26 protein-coding genes are annotated in these 15,714 nt (G+C 39.7%); 21 read left to right on the forward strand and 5 right to left on the reverse strand.

Going from position 1 to position 15,714, the window contains the following annotated elements:
• Positions 1–14 precede the first annotated feature (14 nt).
• From ACZSMY_RS19660 to rpsI, 21 genes are all read left to right on the forward strand, one after another.
• Positions 15–200, forward strand: a complete 186-nt coding sequence (locus ACZSMY_RS19660) for a type Z 30S ribosomal protein S14 (protein ID WP_010652082.1) — start codon at positions 15–17, stop codon at positions 198–200.
• 29 nt (positions 201–229) lie between these two features.
• The gene (rpsH, locus tag ACZSMY_RS19665; protein WP_042530808.1) at positions 230–628 is read left to right on the forward strand and encodes a 30S ribosomal protein S8; all 399 of its coding nucleotides are present in this window, start codon (positions 230–232) and stop codon (positions 626–628) included.
• 31 nt (positions 629–659) lie between these two features.
• Positions 660–1,196: a 50S ribosomal protein L6 gene (gene rplF, locus ACZSMY_RS19670; RefSeq protein WP_042530810.1), complete on the forward strand. Its 537-nt coding sequence runs from the start codon at positions 660–662 to the stop codon at positions 1,194–1,196.
• Positions 1,197–1,226: 30 nt separating this feature from the next.
• A complete protein-coding gene (gene rplR, locus ACZSMY_RS19675) occupies positions 1,227–1,586 on the forward strand; it encodes a 50S ribosomal protein L18 (protein WP_042530812.1) in 360 nt (119 codons plus the stop codon).
• Positions 1,587–1,614: 28 nt separating this feature from the next.
• A complete protein-coding gene (gene rpsE / locus ACZSMY_RS19680) occupies positions 1,615–2,115 on the forward strand; it encodes a 30S ribosomal protein S5 (RefSeq protein ID WP_139089182.1) in 501 nt (166 codons plus the stop codon).
• A gap of 13 nt (positions 2,116–2,128) precedes the next feature.
• A complete protein-coding gene (rpmD, locus tag ACZSMY_RS19685) occupies positions 2,129–2,311 on the forward strand; it encodes a 50S ribosomal protein L30 (protein ID WP_042530815.1) in 183 nt (60 codons plus the stop codon).
• Between the two features lie 29 nt (positions 2,312–2,340).
• Positions 2,341–2,781 carry a 50S ribosomal protein L15 gene (rplO, locus tag ACZSMY_RS19690; protein WP_042530817.1) on the forward strand — a complete coding sequence of 147 codons (441 nt, stop codon included), beginning with the start codon at positions 2,341–2,343 and terminating at the stop codon, positions 2,779–2,781.
• Position 2,782: 1 nt separating this feature from the next.
• A complete protein-coding gene (gene secY, locus ACZSMY_RS19695; RefSeq protein ID WP_042530819.1) occupies positions 2,783–4,078 on the forward strand; it encodes a preprotein translocase subunit SecY in 1,296 nt (431 codons plus the stop codon).
• Between the two features lie 30 nt (positions 4,079–4,108).
• A complete protein-coding gene (locus tag ACZSMY_RS19700) occupies positions 4,109–4,753 on the forward strand; it encodes an adenylate kinase (protein ID WP_042530822.1) in 645 nt (214 codons plus the stop codon).
• Between the two features lie 465 nt (positions 4,754–5,218).
• Entirely contained in the window at positions 5,219–5,437 is a 219-nt protein-coding gene (infA, locus tag ACZSMY_RS19705) for a translation initiation factor IF-1 (RefSeq protein ID WP_040985051.1), read from the forward strand.
• 31 nt (positions 5,438–5,468) lie between these two features.
• On the forward strand, positions 5,469–5,582 hold the full coding sequence (rpmJ, locus tag ACZSMY_RS19710) for a 50S ribosomal protein L36 (protein WP_010095733.1): 114 nt from the start codon (positions 5,469–5,471) through the stop codon (positions 5,580–5,582).
• A gap of 23 nt (positions 5,583–5,605) precedes the next feature.
• Positions 5,606–5,971, forward strand: coding sequence for a 30S ribosomal protein S13 (gene rpsM, locus ACZSMY_RS19715; RefSeq protein WP_042530825.1), 366 nt, complete (start codon positions 5,606–5,608; stop codon positions 5,969–5,971).
• Positions 5,972–5,992: 21 nt separating this feature from the next.
• Positions 5,993–6,382 carry a 30S ribosomal protein S11 gene (rpsK, locus tag ACZSMY_RS19720; protein ID WP_042530827.1) on the forward strand — a complete coding sequence of 130 codons (390 nt, stop codon included), beginning with the start codon at positions 5,993–5,995 and terminating at the stop codon, positions 6,380–6,382.
• Between the two features lie 204 nt (positions 6,383–6,586).
• On the forward strand, positions 6,587–7,531 hold the full coding sequence (locus tag ACZSMY_RS19725) for a DNA-directed RNA polymerase subunit alpha (RefSeq protein WP_042530829.1): 945 nt from the start codon (positions 6,587–6,589) through the stop codon (positions 7,529–7,531).
• A 44-nt stretch (positions 7,532–7,575) separates the two neighbouring features.
• Positions 7,576–7,929: a 50S ribosomal protein L17 gene (gene rplQ / locus ACZSMY_RS19730; protein WP_042530831.1), complete on the forward strand. Its 354-nt coding sequence runs from the start codon at positions 7,576–7,578 to the stop codon at positions 7,927–7,929.
• Positions 7,930–8,415: 486 nt separating this feature from the next.
• Positions 8,416–9,258, forward strand: coding sequence for an energy-coupling factor ABC transporter ATP-binding protein (locus tag ACZSMY_RS19735; RefSeq protein WP_465148214.1), 843 nt, complete (start codon positions 8,416–8,418; stop codon positions 9,256–9,258).
• The gene (locus ACZSMY_RS19740; RefSeq protein WP_465148215.1) at positions 9,234–10,103 is read left to right on the forward strand and encodes an energy-coupling factor ABC transporter ATP-binding protein; all 870 of its coding nucleotides are present in this window, start codon (positions 9,234–9,236) and stop codon (positions 10,101–10,103) included. Before ACZSMY_RS19735 ends, ACZSMY_RS19740 begins: the two co-directional genes overlap by 25 nt.
• Positions 10,096–10,893 carry an energy-coupling factor transporter transmembrane component T family protein gene (locus ACZSMY_RS19745; protein WP_193064176.1) on the forward strand — a complete coding sequence of 266 codons (798 nt, stop codon included), beginning with the start codon at positions 10,096–10,098 and terminating at the stop codon, positions 10,891–10,893. Before ACZSMY_RS19740 ends, ACZSMY_RS19745 begins: the two co-directional genes overlap by 8 nt.
• 22 nt (positions 10,894–10,915) lie before the next feature.
• Positions 10,916–11,689, forward strand: a complete 774-nt coding sequence (truA, locus tag ACZSMY_RS19750) for a tRNA pseudouridine(38-40) synthase TruA (protein WP_465148216.1) — start codon at positions 10,916–10,918, stop codon at positions 11,687–11,689.
• 196 nt (positions 11,690–11,885) lie between these two features.
• The gene (rplM, locus tag ACZSMY_RS19755; protein WP_332094582.1) at positions 11,886–12,323 is read left to right on the forward strand and encodes a 50S ribosomal protein L13; all 438 of its coding nucleotides are present in this window, start codon (positions 11,886–11,888) and stop codon (positions 12,321–12,323) included.
• Between the two features lie 19 nt (positions 12,324–12,342).
• Positions 12,343–12,735 carry a 30S ribosomal protein S9 gene (rpsI, locus tag ACZSMY_RS19760; RefSeq protein WP_042530842.1) on the forward strand — a complete coding sequence of 131 codons (393 nt, stop codon included), beginning with the start codon at positions 12,343–12,345 and terminating at the stop codon, positions 12,733–12,735.
• A 68-nt stretch (positions 12,736–12,803) separates the two neighbouring features.
• Here the strand turns inward: rpsI and ACZSMY_RS19765 are convergent, their stop codons facing one another.
• The 5 genes from ACZSMY_RS19765 to ACZSMY_RS19785 all read right to left on the reverse strand — a co-directional run bounded on the left by ACZSMY_RS19765 (position 12,804) and on the right by ACZSMY_RS19785 (position 15,538).
• The gene (locus ACZSMY_RS19765; protein ID WP_465148217.1) at positions 12,804–13,844 is read right to left on the reverse strand and encodes a tyrosine-type recombinase/integrase; all 1,041 of its coding nucleotides are present in this window, start codon (positions 13,842–13,844) and stop codon (positions 12,804–12,806) included.
• A 298-nt stretch (positions 13,845–14,142) separates the two neighbouring features.
• Entirely contained in the window at positions 14,143–14,370 is a 228-nt protein-coding gene (locus tag ACZSMY_RS19770; RefSeq protein WP_465148218.1) for a hypothetical protein, read from the reverse strand.
• Position 14,371: 1 nt separating this feature from the next.
• Entirely contained in the window at positions 14,372–14,884 is a 513-nt protein-coding gene (locus ACZSMY_RS19775; protein WP_465148219.1) for a hypothetical protein, read from the reverse strand.
• Positions 14,881–15,048, reverse strand: a complete 168-nt coding sequence (locus ACZSMY_RS19780; protein WP_465148220.1) for a hypothetical protein — start codon at positions 15,046–15,048, stop codon at positions 14,881–14,883. Before ACZSMY_RS19780 ends, ACZSMY_RS19775 begins: the two co-directional genes overlap by 4 nt.
• On the reverse strand, positions 15,041–15,538 hold the full coding sequence (locus tag ACZSMY_RS19785; protein ID WP_465148221.1) for a hypothetical protein: 498 nt from the start codon (positions 15,536–15,538) through the stop codon (positions 15,041–15,043). Before ACZSMY_RS19785 ends, ACZSMY_RS19780 begins: the two co-directional genes overlap by 8 nt.
• Positions 15,539–15,714: the final 176 nt, after the last annotated feature.

The following is a 15,714-nucleotide window of genomic DNA, read 5'->3' on the forward strand; positions in this document are numbered from 1 at the left end:
AAGGAGGGAAAATTTTGGCTAAAAAATCTATGATAGCGAAACAAAAGCGCCCGCAAAAATATAAAGTACAAGAGTACACTCGTTGCGAACGCTGTGGTCGCCCGCATTCAGTAATTCGTAAATTTAAACTTTGCCGTATTTGTTTCCGTGAACTTGCCTATAAAGGTCAAATTCCTGGTGTCAAAAAAGCAAGTTGGTAATCCCCGATTCGGGAAGGAGGTAATTAGTAATGGTTATGACAGATCCAATTGCAGATATGCTTACTCGCATTCGTAATGCGAACATGGTTAAACATGAACAATTAGAGCTTCCTGCTTCTAAAATTAAAAAAGAGATCGCTGATATCCTGAAACGTGAAGGCTATGTGAAGGATTATGAGTTAGTTGAAGATAACAAACAAGGTATATTACGTATCTTCTTAAAATATAGTGCAAACGAAGATAGAGTTATCACAGGAATCAAACGTATCAGTAAACCAGGTTTACGCGTATATGCTAAAGCAAATGAAGTACCACGTGTATTGAACGGACTTGGCATTGCTATCGTATCAACTTCTAACGGAATGCTTTCTGACAAAGAAGCTCGTTCTCAGGCAGTTGGCGGAGAAGTACTAGCGTACGTTTGGTAAGAACTATAATTTATCAGAGGAGGTGCAGAGAATGTCTCGTGTCGGACTTAAGCCTATTGAAATTCCAGAAGGTGTAGAGTTGAAATTCAACGGAACTACACTGACAGTTAAAGGACCAAAGGGTGAATTAACAAGAGATTTTCATCCAGATATTAAAGTTAACGTTGAGGGTAATATCGTAACTTTGGAGCGCCCGAGTGATCATAAAGAACACCGAGCACTGCATGGTACTACTCGCAGCTTAATCAATAACATGGTAGTTGGAGTAAGTAAAGGTTTTGAAAAATCATTGGAAATCAACGGTGTTGGTTACCGTGCTCAAAAGCAGGGAAACAAAACAGTTGTTAACGCTGGTTATTCACATCCTGTTGAACTTGACCCAATTGACGGTATTGAAATCGAAGTACCTAAAAACACACAAATTGTTGTTAAAGGTATCGATAAAGAGTTAGTAGGAGCAGTTGCTGCTAATATCCGAGCAATCCGCCCGCCAGAGCCTTATAAAGGTAAAGGAATCAAATATGCGGATGAATATGTACGTCGTAAAGAAGGTAAAACTGCTAAGTAAGTTTTTTAGCCCGAGAAAGGAGTGACCCAGATGATCACAAAGCCTGACAAAAATGTTATCCGTAAAAAGCGTCACAACCGTGTACGCAGAACATTATCAGGAACTGCAGAACGTCCACGTTTGAATGTGTATCGTTCCAACAAAAACATTTATGCTCAATTGATTGATGATGTCAATGGTGTAACCCTGGCAAGTGCTTCTACAGTTGATAAAGAGCTTGAAATCAACGGAAGCAATGTCGACGCTGCGAAAGCAGTTGGGGCAGCTGTTGCAAAACGTGCAATTGACAAAGGATATAAATCTATTGTATTTGATCGTGGTGGTTATTTATATCATGGACGAATCAAAGCTTTAGCAGAGGCAGCTCGCGAGGAAGGCCTTGAATTTTAAAAGTAAAAGGAGGTAACCATCTATAATGATTACGAATATTGATCCGAGCAAATTAGATCTTGAAGAACGTGTTGTTACGGTCAACCGTGTTGCAAAGGTTGTAAAAGGTGGACGTCGTTTCCGCTTTGCAGCATTAGTAGTTGTAGGTGACAAGAACGGTCATGTAGGTTTCGGTACTGGTAAAGCACAAGAAGTACCTGAAGCTATTAAAAAAGCAGTAGATGATGCGAAGAAAAACTTAATTACTGTACCAATCGTAGGCACAACCATTCCACACCAAATCCATGGTCAGTTTGGTTCTGGTAACGTATTGATGAAGCCTGCTTCTGAAGGTACTGGAGTTATCTCCGGTGGTCCAGTACGTGCGATTTTAGAGCTTGCTGGTGTAGGTGATATCCTGACAAAATCATTAGGATCCAACACACCAATTAACGTTATCCGTGCTACATTGAACGGTTTAACTAATTTAAAAACAGCTGAGGACGTAGCGAAATTACGTGGAAAGTCTGTTGAAGAACTGTTAGGATAAGGAGGGAATCACTATGTCTAAAAAATTAGAAATAACCCTCACTCGCAGTGTTATCGGAGGCAGTGACGTTCAACGTAAAACTGTTGAAGCGTTAGGGTTAAAGAAAATTCGTCAATCGGTTGTACGTGAAGATACTCCAGCCGTTCGCGGTATGGTTAACAGAGTGTCCCACTTATTGACAGTTAAAGAAGTTTAATAAATTTATTGTGAAGAGGAGGTGCTCGCATGAAACTTCATGAATTAAAAGCAGCAGAAGGAACTCGTAAAGAAAGAAACCGTGTAGGTCGCGGAACTTCTTCAGGTAACGGAAAAACTTCTGGTCGTGGACATAAAGGTCAAAAAGCACGTTCTGGCGGCGGTGTAAGACTTGGTTTTGAAGGTGGTCAAATGCCTTTATTCCAACGTTTGCCGAAGCGCGGTTTTACAAATATCAACCGTAAAGAATATGCAATTGTGAACCTGGATACACTTAATCGCTTTGAAGAAGGAACTGAAGTTACTCCAGAGCTATTATTAGAAACTGGTGTCGTAAGCAAATTGAATGCTGGAATTAAGGTTCTTGGAAAAGGTCAATTAGAAAAGAAACTGACTGTAAAAGCTCATAAGTTCTCTGCATCTGCGAAAGAAGCAATTGAGGCAGCGGGCGGTCAATCTGAGGTGATCTAATTTGTTTCAGACACTCTCCAATTTTTTACGTGTGAAAGATATAAGAAATAAAATTATATTTACACTGCTAATGCTTATTATATTCCGTATTGGTACGTTTATTACCGTGCCCTTTACAGATCAATCAGCAATTCAATTTATGATGAGCCAGCAAAATATGTTTGGCTTCATAAATACGTTTGGCGGTGGGGCGTTAGAAAACTTCTCTATTTTTGCGATGGGGATCATGCCTTACATCACCGCATCAATTATCATGCAGTTGTTGCAAATGGATGTTGTTCCGAAGTTTGCTGAATGGAAGAAGCAAGGAGAAATGGGTCGAAAGAAAATCGCTCAGGTCACACGTTATGCGGCTGTCGGTATAGCATTTGTTCAGGCAATTGCTATGTCCATCGGTTTTAATGCCATGGCAGGGGGATTACTGATTCAGGATCCTGGCGTCATCAAATTCTTAACGATTGCTATCGTATTAACAGGCGGAACAGCTTTTCTAATGTGGTTAGGTGAACAGATTACTGCTCACGGTGTAGGTAATGGTATTTCTATCATTATCTTTGCCGGTATCGTTGCTGCTATTCCGAACGGCGCTGGCCAAATATACAATCAATATTTCTCGAACCCGGGAAGTGAATTGTTTATCAATATCGTTATTGTAACGTTAATTGTGTTAGTGGTTATTGCTGTGACGGTTGGAATTATTTTCGTAAACGAAGCATTGCGTAAAATTCCAGTGCAGTATGCGAAAAAGTTAGTTAATCGTACACCAGTAGGCGGACAGTCAACGCATCTGCCAATCAAGGTAAATGCAGCAGGGGTAATTCCAGTTATTTTTGCGATTGCCTTTATGATTGCACCTACGACCATTGCTGGATTTTTTGAAGGAAATCAAGTAGCAAATATCGTAACGTACGTTTTTGATTACACACAACCTGTAGGTATGATAATCTATGTTGCACTGATCATTGCTTTCTCCTATTTCTATACATTTGTTCAGGTCAATCCAGAACAAATGTCCGAGAACTTGCAAAGACAGGGCGGCTACATTCCTGGAATTCGTCCGGGGCACAATACAGAAGAATATTTAACAAGGGTGATTCGCAGATTGACCTTTGTTGGTGCATTATTCTTAGCAGCTGTTTCTGTGTTCCCAATTATCTTGGGCGGTCTTGCAAATCTTCCGCAGACAGTTCAAATCGGCGGTACGAGCTTGATCATTGTTGTCGGTGTTGCATTAACAACCATGAAGCAATTAGAAGGTCAGCTTGTAAAGCGACATTATAAAGGGTTTATTAAGTAAATTTCCTGCCTACAAAAGCGAGGGGAAAGAATGAATTTAATCTTAATGGGGCTACCTGGTGCCGGGAAAGGTACCCAGGCCGAGAAAATCGAAGAAAAATATAACATCCCTCACATTTCAACGGGGGATATGTTCCGACTGGCGATTAAAGAAGGTACGGATCTTGGCAAGAAAGCAAAGGAATATATGGACCAAGGAAATCTTGTTCCAGATGAAGTAACCATCGGTATAGTCAAAGAGCGCTTAGCAAAGGACGATTGTAAAGAAGGTTTCCTATTAGATGGATTCCCGCGCACAATTGCTCAAGCGGAAGCACTTGAAGAATTGACAGCTGATTTGAATAGAACCATCGACTATTGTATACATGTGGATGTACCAGAAGAAAAATTGGTAGAGCGTTTAACTGGACGGAGAATTTGTCCGACTTGCGGAACAACTTATCACGTTGTTTATAACCCTCCTAAAACAGAAGGTATTTGTGATAAAGATGGCTCCCAGTTAATTCAGCGAGATGATGATCAACCTGAAACGGTGAAAAAACGGTTAGCCGTTAACGTAGAGCAAACACAGCCATTACTTGATTTTTATCAAGAAAAAGGATATCTTTTGAAGGTGGACGGTGATCGTGATATTAACGATGTGTTCTCCGATATTGAATCCATTTTGGATAAATAAGTCACCCCTTTTAGCAGACAGAATAAGTGCAAAACTTAGGTCTGCGAGTTATAATAGGTGAGATAATGTGTAATGCTTTTATCAAACACGATAAAAAATTGGTTCATCAACCTTTTGATATAAAACAAACAATTGCCTAGGTGATGGTGAGAGCTGATATACGTTAACAAATTGATTTTCTAAAAGCAAGGGTCAATTTGTACGTATGATGCAGGATAGTGATTCAGGTCAGTACAATTGATATCTCGGTTGTGAACGGCCGGTTGTCCTACGCTGGCCAATGGAAGAAGCAAGCAGTGCGTTTATAAATCATCTTCTGATGATAGAGCGCCAGATGTACGTTCAATGTTTCCCGGAAGATAAGCGAGCAGCATATCAAGACTGGCTTGTCACAAAAGGAAACGAAAGCTTTATCCTAGATTTAGATAAGGTTGTAACTGATTTGAAGAAGGGAGATCACACACAATGGCGAAAGACGATGTTATTGAAGTAGAAGGTACAGTGACAGATACATTGCCGAATGCGATGTTTAAAGTGGAGCTTGAAAACGGCCATACCGTATTGGCGCATGTATCTGGTAAAATCCGTATGCACTTTATCCGCATTTTACCGGGCGATAAAGTTACGGTTGAGCTTTCTCCGTATGATTTAACCAAAGGACGAATTACGTACCGTTATAAATAAACGAGCTCCGATCTAAAAGGAGGTAATGATGATGAAGGTAAGAGCATCTGTAAAACCAATTTGCGAGAAATGCAAAGTCATCAAACGCAAAGGTAAAGTAATGGTAATTTGTGAAAATCCAAAACACAAACAAAAACAAGGCTAATAAATAGGAGGTGCTAGCATTCTATGGCACGTATTGCAGGTATTGATATTCCACGTGATAAAAGAGTAGTAATTTCCTTAACATATGTTTATGGTATTGGAAAAACTACTGCACAGGAAGTCCTTAAAGAAGCAGGCGTTTCTGAAGATACTCGTGTCCGTGATTTAACGGAAGACGAATTAACAAGAATCCGTCAAGCGATTGATAGCTACACTACAGAAGGGGATCTTCGTCGTGAAGTATCCTTGAACATCAAACGTTTGATCGAAATCGGTGCTTACAGAGGTATTCGTCATCGTCGCGGATTACCAGTTCGCGGACAAAAGACAAAGAATAACTCTCGTACACGTAAAGGCCCACGTAAGACAATGGCTAACAAGAAAAAGTAATGTAAGGAGGTAAGCTTACAAATGGCACGTAAAACAAATACGCGTAAACGTCGTGTGAAAAAGAATATAGAATCTGGTATTGCTCATATCCGTTCTACTTTTAACAATACAATTGTTACTATCACGGATACACAAGGTAATGCTATCGGCTGGAGCTCTGCTGGTGCTCTAGGTTTTAAAGGATCTAAAAAATCAACTCCGTTTGCTGCACAAATGGCTGCTGAAACAGCTGCGAAGTCTGCAACCGAAAACGGCATGAAAACATTAGAAGTTACTGTTAAAGGACCTGGCGCTGGTCGTGAAGCTGCAATCCGTTCTTTACAGGCTGCTGGATTAGAAGTTACTGCAATTGTTGACGTAACTCCAGTTCCTCATAATGGTTGCCGCCCGCCAAAACGTCGTCGTGTTTAATTTAACCGTATAGAATTTTATCAACTTGGTCATACTGGTTGATAAAACATACGGTTATCTACATGTGTAGATAAACAGATTCCAAAGACAGTTTGTACAAAAGATTATTAGGTAGAGCAGAAACGCCAACTGCCTATTTGAGGAATTTCGGTTAGACTTTGTTGTCTAGCCGGGGTTTCGACGTTTTAAAGGAGGGTTTGTTAAATGATCGAGATAGAAAAGCCAAAAATTGAAACGATTGAAATTAGCGATGATGCTATGTTTGGTAAATTTGTAGTTGAACCGCTAGAACGTGGATATGGTGCCACACTTGGAAACTCCTTGCGTCGTATCTTACTATCCTCACTACCAGGTGCTGCTGTAACAACTGTTCATATCGATGGAGCACTGCATGAATTTTCAACGATTGATGGGGTTGTGGAGGACGTTACTACTATCATTCTTAATTTGAAAAAGCTTGCACTAAAAATCTACTCTGATGAACCGAAGACATTAGAAATTGATGTTCAGGGAGAAGGAGCAGTAACTGCTGCAGACTTGACATATGATAGTGATGTGGAAGTGATGAACCCAGATCTTCATATTGCGACATTAAACAGTAAAGCTAACCTTCATATGAAGTTAACTGCTGAAAGAGGCCGCGGATATCGCCCGGCAGATGAAAACAATTTTGATGATCAGCCAATTGGTGTCATTCCAATTGATTCCATTTTTACACCAGTATCACGTGTTACGTATCAAGTAGAGAACACACGTGTAGGTCAAATCGCTAATTATGATAAACTGACATTGGATGTTTCGACTGACGGTAGTATTCGCCCAGAAGAAGCAGTTTCTCTAGGTGCAAAAATCATTACGGAGCATTTGAATATTTTTGTCGGCTTGACAGATGAAGCACAGAACGTAGAAATTATGGTTGAAAAAGAAGAAGATCAAAAAGAAAAAGTAATGGAAATGACCATTGAAGAGCTTGATCTTTCTGTTCGTTCTTACAACTGTTTGAAACGTGCTGGCATCAACACTGTACAAGAGCTTGCAAATAAATCTGAAGAAGATATGATGAAGGTTCGTAATTTAGGACGTAAATCATTAGAAGAAGTAAAAGTAAAATTAGAGGATCTAGGATTAGGTCTTCGAGATGATGACTGATATAACAGTCACCTGACTAGTTTCAAAAAAGGGAGGGATAGTCCGTGGCTAGAAAATTAGGACGTTCAACAGATAGTCGTATGGCTCTTCTTCGCAACCTTGCAGCTGATGTAATCATTCATGAACGCATTGAAACAACAGAAGCAAAAGCGAAAGAGTTAAGATCGATTGTAGATAAAATGATTACTCTTGGTAAGCGTGGGGATTTACATGCACGCCGTCAAGCTGCAGCATTTTTATACAACAAAGAAGCGGATGAAGAAAATAATGTAATTCAAAAACTATTTGATGATGTTGCTGCGCGCTATGAAGATAGACAAGGTGGATATACACGCGTTCTTAAACTTGGTGAACGCCAAGGCGATGGCGCTAAAATGGCAATCATTGAGTTGGTTTAATTACTACAAACGGCAAGGGGCAGGACTCAATCTCTCTCAGAGGTTATCCAAGCCCTTTTTTTGTATTGGAAAATGATTATTCACCAGTTTTGATATAAAAATCTTGATTAATATTACCATAGTCTTTTTGTTTATAGAGAAAAACGAATTTTATACTCAACACCCAGCGGAGGAAATATACGGAGACTCCTACGGGAAAGCGTAAAAGGAAGTTCGGTTAAGTTCGCGACGTCCTGTCGCAACACCGAACTGACATACATCCTGTATGCCTCCGCAGGGAAAAAGTGGTCTTCTTTTTCGAGGAGGCTGAGCGCAAGCCCGTGGAAAGCGTAGTGTATTTCCGTAGCGTTGGCCAGAATTACTATTAAACATTATCAGCTTTTGTTTAAGTAAATACTTTCGTTCATCCGCCGCTATGGGTAAAATAATAACCATAATAGAAAAAACAAATTACATAATAAAAAAACAGGAGAAGGGGGTGTCTGGATGGACAGAAAAAAGCTAGTAGAGTTTAAGAATGTTTCCTTTCAATATGAGGAAGAGGGAGCACTTGTGTTAAATCAGGTTTCCTTTGAGATTTATGAAGGCGAATGGGTTGCCATCATCGGTCATAATGGATCCGGAAAATCAACCATTGCCAAGCTGCTGAATGGATTATTAATGCCAAAAGACGGAGAAATTATTGTCGATGGTCAAAAAGTAGATGATGATACCGTCTGGGATATACGAAAAGACGTTGGAATGGTCTTTCAAAATCCAGATAATCAATTTGTTGGAGCAACCGTTCAAGATGATGTGGCATTTGGAATGGAAAACAGAGGAATCCCCAGAGAAGAGATGAGAGAGAGAATCCAGCGCACCTTATCTGCTGTTCGTATGCAAGATTATTTAATTACCGAACCCCATCGGCTGTCCGGCGGGCAGAAGCAGCGTGTAGCGATTGCCAGCGTCTTAGCGATAGCTCCCAAGGTATTGATTTTAGATGAGGCAACGGCGATGCTTGATCCGACAGGCAGAAAAGAAATTATGCATACCGTGAATGATATTCAGGAATCAGAAGGACTTTCTCTGATTACCATTACTCATGACTTGCAGGAGATTGTTCAAGCAGATCGTGTGATTGTGATGAATAAGGGAGAAATCTGGGAAGAAACCACACCAAGAGAGTTATTCCTGCAGCGGGAAAGCTTGCGTGAAATTGGCTTGGACGTGCCCTTTGTTGCACAATTAACTGATGAGCTGATGAAGCAGGGCGTCGAATTAAAAGAAGCAGCATTAAACCACGAAGAGTTGTTGGAGGAATTATGGAAATTCAATTCAAAGATGTAAGTTATATTTATCAAGAGAATAGTCCCTTTGCCCACAAAGCCCTTGAAGACATTTCTTTCACAGTGGAAGATGGTTCGTTTGTTGCTGTGATTGGTCATACAGGCTCTGGGAAATCAACACTCATCCAGCATTTAAATGGTTTAAGCCTGCCGAGCAGGGGAGAGATAACGATTGGTGATTTCCTGCTGAGTTCAGAAGGAAAGCCTAAGAATATCCGTGATTTAAGAAGAAAAGTTGGTGTGGTGTTTCAATATCCGGAGCATCAGCTATTTGAAGAAACCGTTTCGAAGGATATTGCTTTTGGTCCGAAAAATTTTGATGTGGAGCAGGAGGAAATTGACCGCAGAATAGAGCGGCTTCTCCCTGCCGTTGGACTGCCAGCAGAAATATTAGAGCGTTCTCCGTTTGATTTAAGCGGCGGACAGAAGCGGCGTGTAGCTATTGCAGGCGTATTGGCGATGGCTCCAGAAGTGCTTGTATTGGACGAGCCGACTGCCGGTCTGGATCCGCGCGGACAGCGTGAAATCATGGATATGTTTTATCAGCTGCACCAGGAGCGTCAACTGACGACGGTATTGGTAACGCATAGCATGGAGGATGCGCTCGCTTATGCGGATAAAGTGATTATTCTAAATGGCGGTAAAAAATATATGGAAGGCCCGCCACTGGAAGTATTTAAACAAACAGACAAGCTGCAGGAGGTCCAATTGGACACGCCGGAGGTTATTCATTTTCTGAATCAGTATAATGAACGATTCGGTACTTCTTTAAACTATCAGCACCAAACCTTGCAGGAGTTAGCAAATGAGATAAAGGGGCAGCTGGAGGTGGAATCGGATGAATAATGCATTAATCATTGGTCAATATGTTCCTGGAAACTCCTTTATCCACCGGTTAGACCCAAGAACCAAAATCACGGTAGTCTTTTTCTTTGTAATTGTTGTCTTTTTTGCAAACAATGTACCGACGTACAGCTTATTAACTGCTTTCTCCTTGCTTTGTGTACTGAATTCCAAAGTACCGTTACAGTTTATATTAAAAGGATTGCTGCCCGTCTGGTTTTTAATTATCTTTACATTTATTCTGCATCTAATTATTACAAATGAAGGAAATGTCGTAGTCGATTGGGGATTTTTTAAGATTTACAGCGGCGGGATTATCCAAGGTTTTGCGATTTCCTTACGCTTTTTCCTGCTTATCCTGACGACTTCTTTATTAACGTTGACAACCACACCGATTGAAATAACGGATGCCATGGAGGAAATGCTTCACCCGCTGAAAAAAATTAAGTTTCCGGTCCATGAACTGGCGTTGATGATGTCTATTTCTCTGCGGTTTATTCCGACATTGATGCAGGAAACAGATAAAATATCCCGGGCGCAGGCGGCACGCGGTGTTGATTTTCGTACAGGCCCGGTGAAGGACCGGATTATGGCAGTTATTCCATTATTGGTTCCTTTGTTTGTCAGTGCGTTTAAACGTGCCGAGGACCTGGCAATGGCGATGGAAGCGCGCGGTTATCAAGGCGGGGAAGGGAGAAGCAAGCTCCGTGAATTGCACGTAGGTACAAAGGATATTCTTGTATTGATTGCTTTTGTACTGATGCTGGCAGCCTTGTTTGTGTTAAGACAGTAAGGAAAGGAAAGGGACTGTGTAAATGGAACGGATAAAATGCACGATTACTTATGACGGTTCAGGCTTTGCGGGTTTTCAGGTACAGCCTGATCACCGTACCGTTCAGGGCTCACTGGAAAAAGTCTTAGCTAAAATCCATAAAGGGGAAACGATACGTATCCAGGCATCGGGGCGAACGGATACAGGTGTCCATGCAGTCGGACAGGTTATTCATTTTGATACGCCCTTAACGATACCGGAACGGAACTGGAAACAAGCTATGAATACACTTCTGCCGGATGATGTCCGGATAGTGCATGTGGAGAGAGTGAATGATGCCTTTCATGCCCGCTACAGTGTAAAACAGAAAGAATATCATTATATTGTCTTGAATCGGGAAGATCCAGATGTATTCCGCCGGGATTATGCATTGCACTTTCCTAAATGTCTTGATATAGAAGCCATACAAGCTGCCTGTAAGCATTTAGAGGGGACACATGACTTTACCACCTTTTCTTCCGCAAAGTCGTCTGTAAAAGGCTCTAAAATACGTACATTGTTCCATGCATCCTGCAGGAAGAAAGAAGACGATATTGAATTTGTTTTCCGTGGAAGCGGCTTTTTGTACAATATGGTGCGGATAATGGTCAGTGCACTTTTGGACGTGGGAATTGGCAAGCGGCGTCCAGAGGAAATACCAGCCCTCTTAGCTGCGAAAGAGAGAGGCCAGCTTGGGAAAACAATTTCTCCAAATGGACTGTATCTATGGGAAGTAAGCTATCATGAGCAGGAAAAAGAGAAGCATTCTGGAGATTGAAAGAATGGACACAAAAAAAAGAGAAGAATTTTTGCAATTACTTTCATACGAGGCTTGACTTTTGGTTGGGAAAAGTATAAGATGATATATGGCATTTTATTTCTAAACCATGATTAGCCCCGGAATCTAATTATGTTAAGAATAAAAATATGATTACGAAGAATAAAGAATGAACGATATATGGAGGGAAAAAATCATGCGCACAACTTTCATGGCAAATGAAGCGAACATTGAACGCAAATGGTTGGTTGTGGATGCGGAAGGACAACGTTTAGGACGTTTAGCAAGCGAAGTAGCTGCTATTTTACGCGGTAAACATAAACCTACGTACACACCACATGCAGACACAGGTGATTATGTAATTATCATCAATGCAGACAAAATTGAACTATCTGGAAACAAAATGAATGACAAAATGTACTACAATCATTCCCATCATCCAGGTGGATTAAGAGCACGTAACGCAAACGAAATGCGTACAAAATATCCTGAAGAAATGCTTGAAGTTGCAATCAAAGGAATGCTTCCAAAAGGACCTTTAGGACGTAAAATGAAGAAGAAATTGCACGTATATAGAGGCGCTGAGCATAGCCATCAAGCTCAAAAACCAGAAGTTTACGAACTTCGCGGATAATTAAAGGGAGGTAAATGAATTGGCACAAGTACAATACTATGGCACAGGTCGCCGTAAAAAGTCAACTGCCCGCGTACGTCTAGTACCAGGTACAGGAAACGTTACAATCAATGGTCGCGATGCTAGAGACTATTTTCCATATGAAACACAACTTTTAATCTTGAACCAGCCGCTTGCTACTACAGAAACTCAAGGAACATATGATGTTCTTGTAAATGTACATGGCGGAGGATTTACTGGTCAAGCAGGTGCAATCCGTCACGGAATCGCACGTGCTTTACTGCAAGCAGATCCAGAATACCGTGCTTCATTAAAAACAGAAGGATTTCTTACACGTGATCCTAGAGCGAAAGAGCGTAAGAAGTACGGTCTTAAAAAAGCCCGTCGTGCTCCTCAGTTCTCAAAACGTTAATAGGATTGTTGATATACCAACGTTTACAAAGGTTTTTTGGTTCAAGTTGGTTCAAATTAACGTTAATCCTATAAAGAATTTAACAGATTTAAAGCATCGGCATCTTGCTGGTGCTTTTTTTCTGGCATTAATTCCAGATAATAATTTTGTGTTGTTTGTATATTTATATGTCCTAAACGTTTTGATACATATGCAATATCTATGTCTTGAGCAAACAAAAATGATGCGTGCGTATCTCTCAAACCATGAAACGTTGTTTTATTAATGTCAAGTTTCTCTAATAGGTCAGTCAACTGTTCAGATTGTTTAAATCCTCCAAAACTAAAAATATAACCATTCTCCTTAACAGGAATCCTACGAATAAGCTCATACACTTCTTTATTTATAGAAACATCACGTTTTGCATTTTGTGTCTTTAAGGAAGTATCGTCAGAAGTAGGACTGATTGAATGTCTAACTTTTATTCCGTATTCATAAAAACTCTCTGGACGTATTGCTAGTAGTTCTCCACGTCGCATACCTGTTTCTAATGCTAGTAATACAAGTACGTTGAATTCATCTTCTGGATGCTGTAAAACGTAATTGCGAAGCTTTTTAAAATCTGTAATAGATAAAGCTTTGTTTCGTTTAGGTGGGTTTTCTCCACGTGTTTTCACTAAACGAGCAAAATCGTTTGTAATATAACCACGAGCGTATGCATCACGTAAAGATGTTTTAATTTTAAGAAGGACTTCATGTGTTGTTTTTCGCGAATGTGTTTTCGCATATTCGTCAATTTTCTTCTGAACAACAATATCATTCAAATCTTTCAATTGGATATCCTGAAATAAATTTCTAATAATGCCAGAAGTACGAACATAATTTTGAAATGTTGTTTCTTTAACATCATTAACCTTTACAAGGTAAATCCAATTCTCGAAGAAATCTGCAAATGTTGTTGTTCTGTGAGCAAGTTCTTTTCCTTCTCCTTTCGCTAATTCCATTTCTAAAGCCCAAAGATTTGCTTCTTTCTTTGTTGGAAAGGTTTGCGAAATCCTTTTATGTTGACCATGTTTGTATAAAGAAACCTGTGCTCGATATGACTTTCCTCTTTTTACTATACTAGCCATACTATCATCCCTTTCATAAAAATAGCTGATAGATGCTAGTTGAATACAATTATATTGTATTTCTAAACTAGCATCTTATCAACTGTCGACATCCTAAACAGAGTGTTCTTCGATAAAGTGCACTAAGGATTTCATTGTGTACCGTTCATGCCTGCCAATCATGAAGCGCTCTAGCTCATCGTGTGGTCGGATGTATTTATCAAATGACTTTGGGTCTATACCTAAAAAATCTGATGCTTGTTCTCTGGTTAAAAGATATGGGTATCTAATCGTAGTTACGTCGCTGATCACGATGATATCAGTCCTTTCTTATAGTTTTTCTTTGTTGCTCAATTTTTAGATTAATCTTCAAGTCTTTCATTCGCTGGTCGAATAATTCGAATTCAACTTTGCATTTGTTGTAGACTTCCTCATTAGACGGTGTGTGGTTGTCAACTTCACCAAGTTTAGCGTAAATGTATGCTTGAATTGTTTTAATGTGGCTGTCGAGCTCTTTCAAATCATGTATCATGCTTTCAATTCTCATATTAATCATTCTCCTCCCAAGGCTTACCTTCTATTTGGTAAAGTGCCTTGTATTTATTTAACCAAGATATATGGTCATCATTGGGCTCAAAACTACTGTAGTACTGGTCCCCCAACCATTCCAGTACTTCTTTATAAGTCCCATTTCCCCAAATTGCATCAGCTTTCCAAAGTAAAGGAAATAGACCACTGTTTTTCTGGATATAATTTAATGTTTGATTCAACATGTTGTTTCTTGGTGAAGGAGAATCGAATTTAAAATCATTATTATTTAGTAGCTCTATCATTTTTTTAGTTTCTTTTGTCGGACGGTTTAGCTTGCCTTTTTTACTATCTTTTGTATAGTAAAATCCGTACCGATCTAAGATAGAACTAACAATAATGTCTTTCAATTCCCCATCTGTCTTACAATTTTCAATTGCGTCAGTTAACTGGTGAGCATAGCGACCTTTGTATTCAGCTTCGTAACGTACCCAGTCATCTAGTTTTTCTGCTTCATGTCTAAAGTGTGTCATCGTTTATTACTTCCTAACTGCTCGGCTTTTTTGTCGTAAATTCTCAACATAGCATCGATATTTTCTCCTCGTTTACCGATATAGATAGTCTGTGCGTTAAAATTGCTACTGACATCACTGATCTTGGAAGTATTCTTTTTGAATTTTTTTTTACCATTATTCATGGTTGTACCTCACCTCCGTTCTTCCTGATTCCAAAGAACGATATATTTTTGCGATGTCTACCCCTTCATTTTTAAAATCAACAGCCATATCAATACGACTAAGTCTAAATGAATAATCGTTAGAATTTATCAATTGAAAAAATGTGTGTAGATGTAGCAGTTTGTTAAAATATTCCTCGTACTTTTTTCGATATTCGCTCCATGCGTATGCTGAGAAATATACTGAAATACCCATGTTTACGTAAATTGGGTGATAAGCGATACGAAAATAAAAGGGGGCATCAAAAAATGTGTAACCTTTTGTATAATTTTTTAAAATTCCCCCATCTGCTTCTTCTACCAGACCGAATAACAACTCTAATCCAGACTTATCTAAGAAAGCATTGATAAGATTTTGTGCTTTCCACTTTTCCCAATCATCAAAGTCAAATTCCAATGATGTTGGCTGGAGTATTAGTGTGAATTGATCGATATCCGCTGTCACAGTCATAATTTGTGTCATCCTTTCTAAAAAACATTACACAATGTTTTTTAACACTTTATATATAGCTAAATGTCGTTAAATCAATGATTCTAACTGTTTGAATGTGTCCTTTTCACTGTATTGGAACTCCGCTTATTAGGAACAGCGGAGTTCTGAAACAGACAGCTGTGCGGGCTACCGCC

It is taken from the genome of Oceanobacillus sp. B139/18 (genome assembly GCF_055524595.1).

Coding starts and splice junctions, on each gene's coding strand:
- rpsH (WP_042530808.1), top strand. CDS start 230: ATGGTTATGACAGATCCAATTGCAGATATGCTTACTCGCATTCGTAAT.
- rplF (WP_042530810.1), top strand. CDS start 660: ATGTCTCGTGTCGGACTTAAGCCTATTGAAATTCCAGAAGGTGTAGAG.
- rplR (WP_042530812.1), top strand. CDS start 1,227: ATGATCACAAAGCCTGACAAAAATGTTATCCGTAAAAAGCGTCACAAC.
- rpmD (WP_042530815.1), top strand. CDS start 2,129: ATGTCTAAAAAATTAGAAATAACCCTCACTCGCAGTGTTATCGGAGGC.
- rplO (WP_042530817.1), top strand. CDS start 2,341: ATGAAACTTCATGAATTAAAAGCAGCAGAAGGAACTCGTAAAGAAAGA.
- ACZSMY_RS19700 (WP_042530822.1), top strand. CDS start 4,109: ATGAATTTAATCTTAATGGGGCTACCTGGTGCCGGGAAAGGTACCCAG.
- infA (WP_040985051.1), top strand. CDS start 5,219: ATGGCGAAAGACGATGTTATTGAAGTAGAAGGTACAGTGACAGATACA.
- rpmJ (WP_010095733.1), top strand. CDS start 5,469: ATGAAGGTAAGAGCATCTGTAAAACCAATTTGCGAGAAATGCAAAGTC.
- rpsM (WP_042530825.1), top strand. CDS start 5,606: ATGGCACGTATTGCAGGTATTGATATTCCACGTGATAAAAGAGTAGTA.
- rpsK (WP_042530827.1), top strand. CDS start 5,993: ATGGCACGTAAAACAAATACGCGTAAACGTCGTGTGAAAAAGAATATA.
- ACZSMY_RS19725 (WP_042530829.1), top strand. CDS start 6,587: ATGATCGAGATAGAAAAGCCAAAAATTGAAACGATTGAAATTAGCGAT.
- ACZSMY_RS19735 (WP_465148214.1), top strand. CDS start 8,416: ATGGACAGAAAAAAGCTAGTAGAGTTTAAGAATGTTTCCTTTCAATAT.
- ACZSMY_RS19740 (WP_465148215.1), top strand. CDS start 9,234: ATGGAAATTCAATTCAAAGATGTAAGTTATATTTATCAAGAGAATAGT.
- ACZSMY_RS19745 (WP_193064176.1), top strand. CDS start 10,096: ATGAATAATGCATTAATCATTGGTCAATATGTTCCTGGAAACTCCTTT.
- truA (WP_465148216.1), top strand. CDS start 10,916: ATGGAACGGATAAAATGCACGATTACTTATGACGGTTCAGGCTTTGCG.
- rplM (WP_332094582.1), top strand. CDS start 11,886: ATGCGCACAACTTTCATGGCAAATGAAGCGAACATTGAACGCAAATGG.
- ACZSMY_RS19765 (WP_465148217.1), bottom strand. CDS start 13,844: ATGGCTAGTATAGTAAAAAGAGGAAAGTCATATCGAGCACAGGTTTCT.
- ACZSMY_RS19770 (WP_465148218.1), bottom strand. CDS start 14,370: ATGAGAATTGAAAGCATGATACATGATTTGAAAGAGCTCGACAGCCAC.
- ACZSMY_RS19775 (WP_465148219.1), bottom strand. CDS start 14,884: ATGACACACTTTAGACATGAAGCAGAAAAACTAGATGACTGGGTACGT.
- ACZSMY_RS19780 (WP_465148220.1), bottom strand. CDS start 15,048: ATGAATAATGGTAAAAAAAAATTCAAAAAGAATACTTCCAAGATCAGT.
- ACZSMY_RS19785 (WP_465148221.1), bottom strand. CDS start 15,538: ATGACTGTGACAGCGGATATCGATCAATTCACACTAATACTCCAGCCA.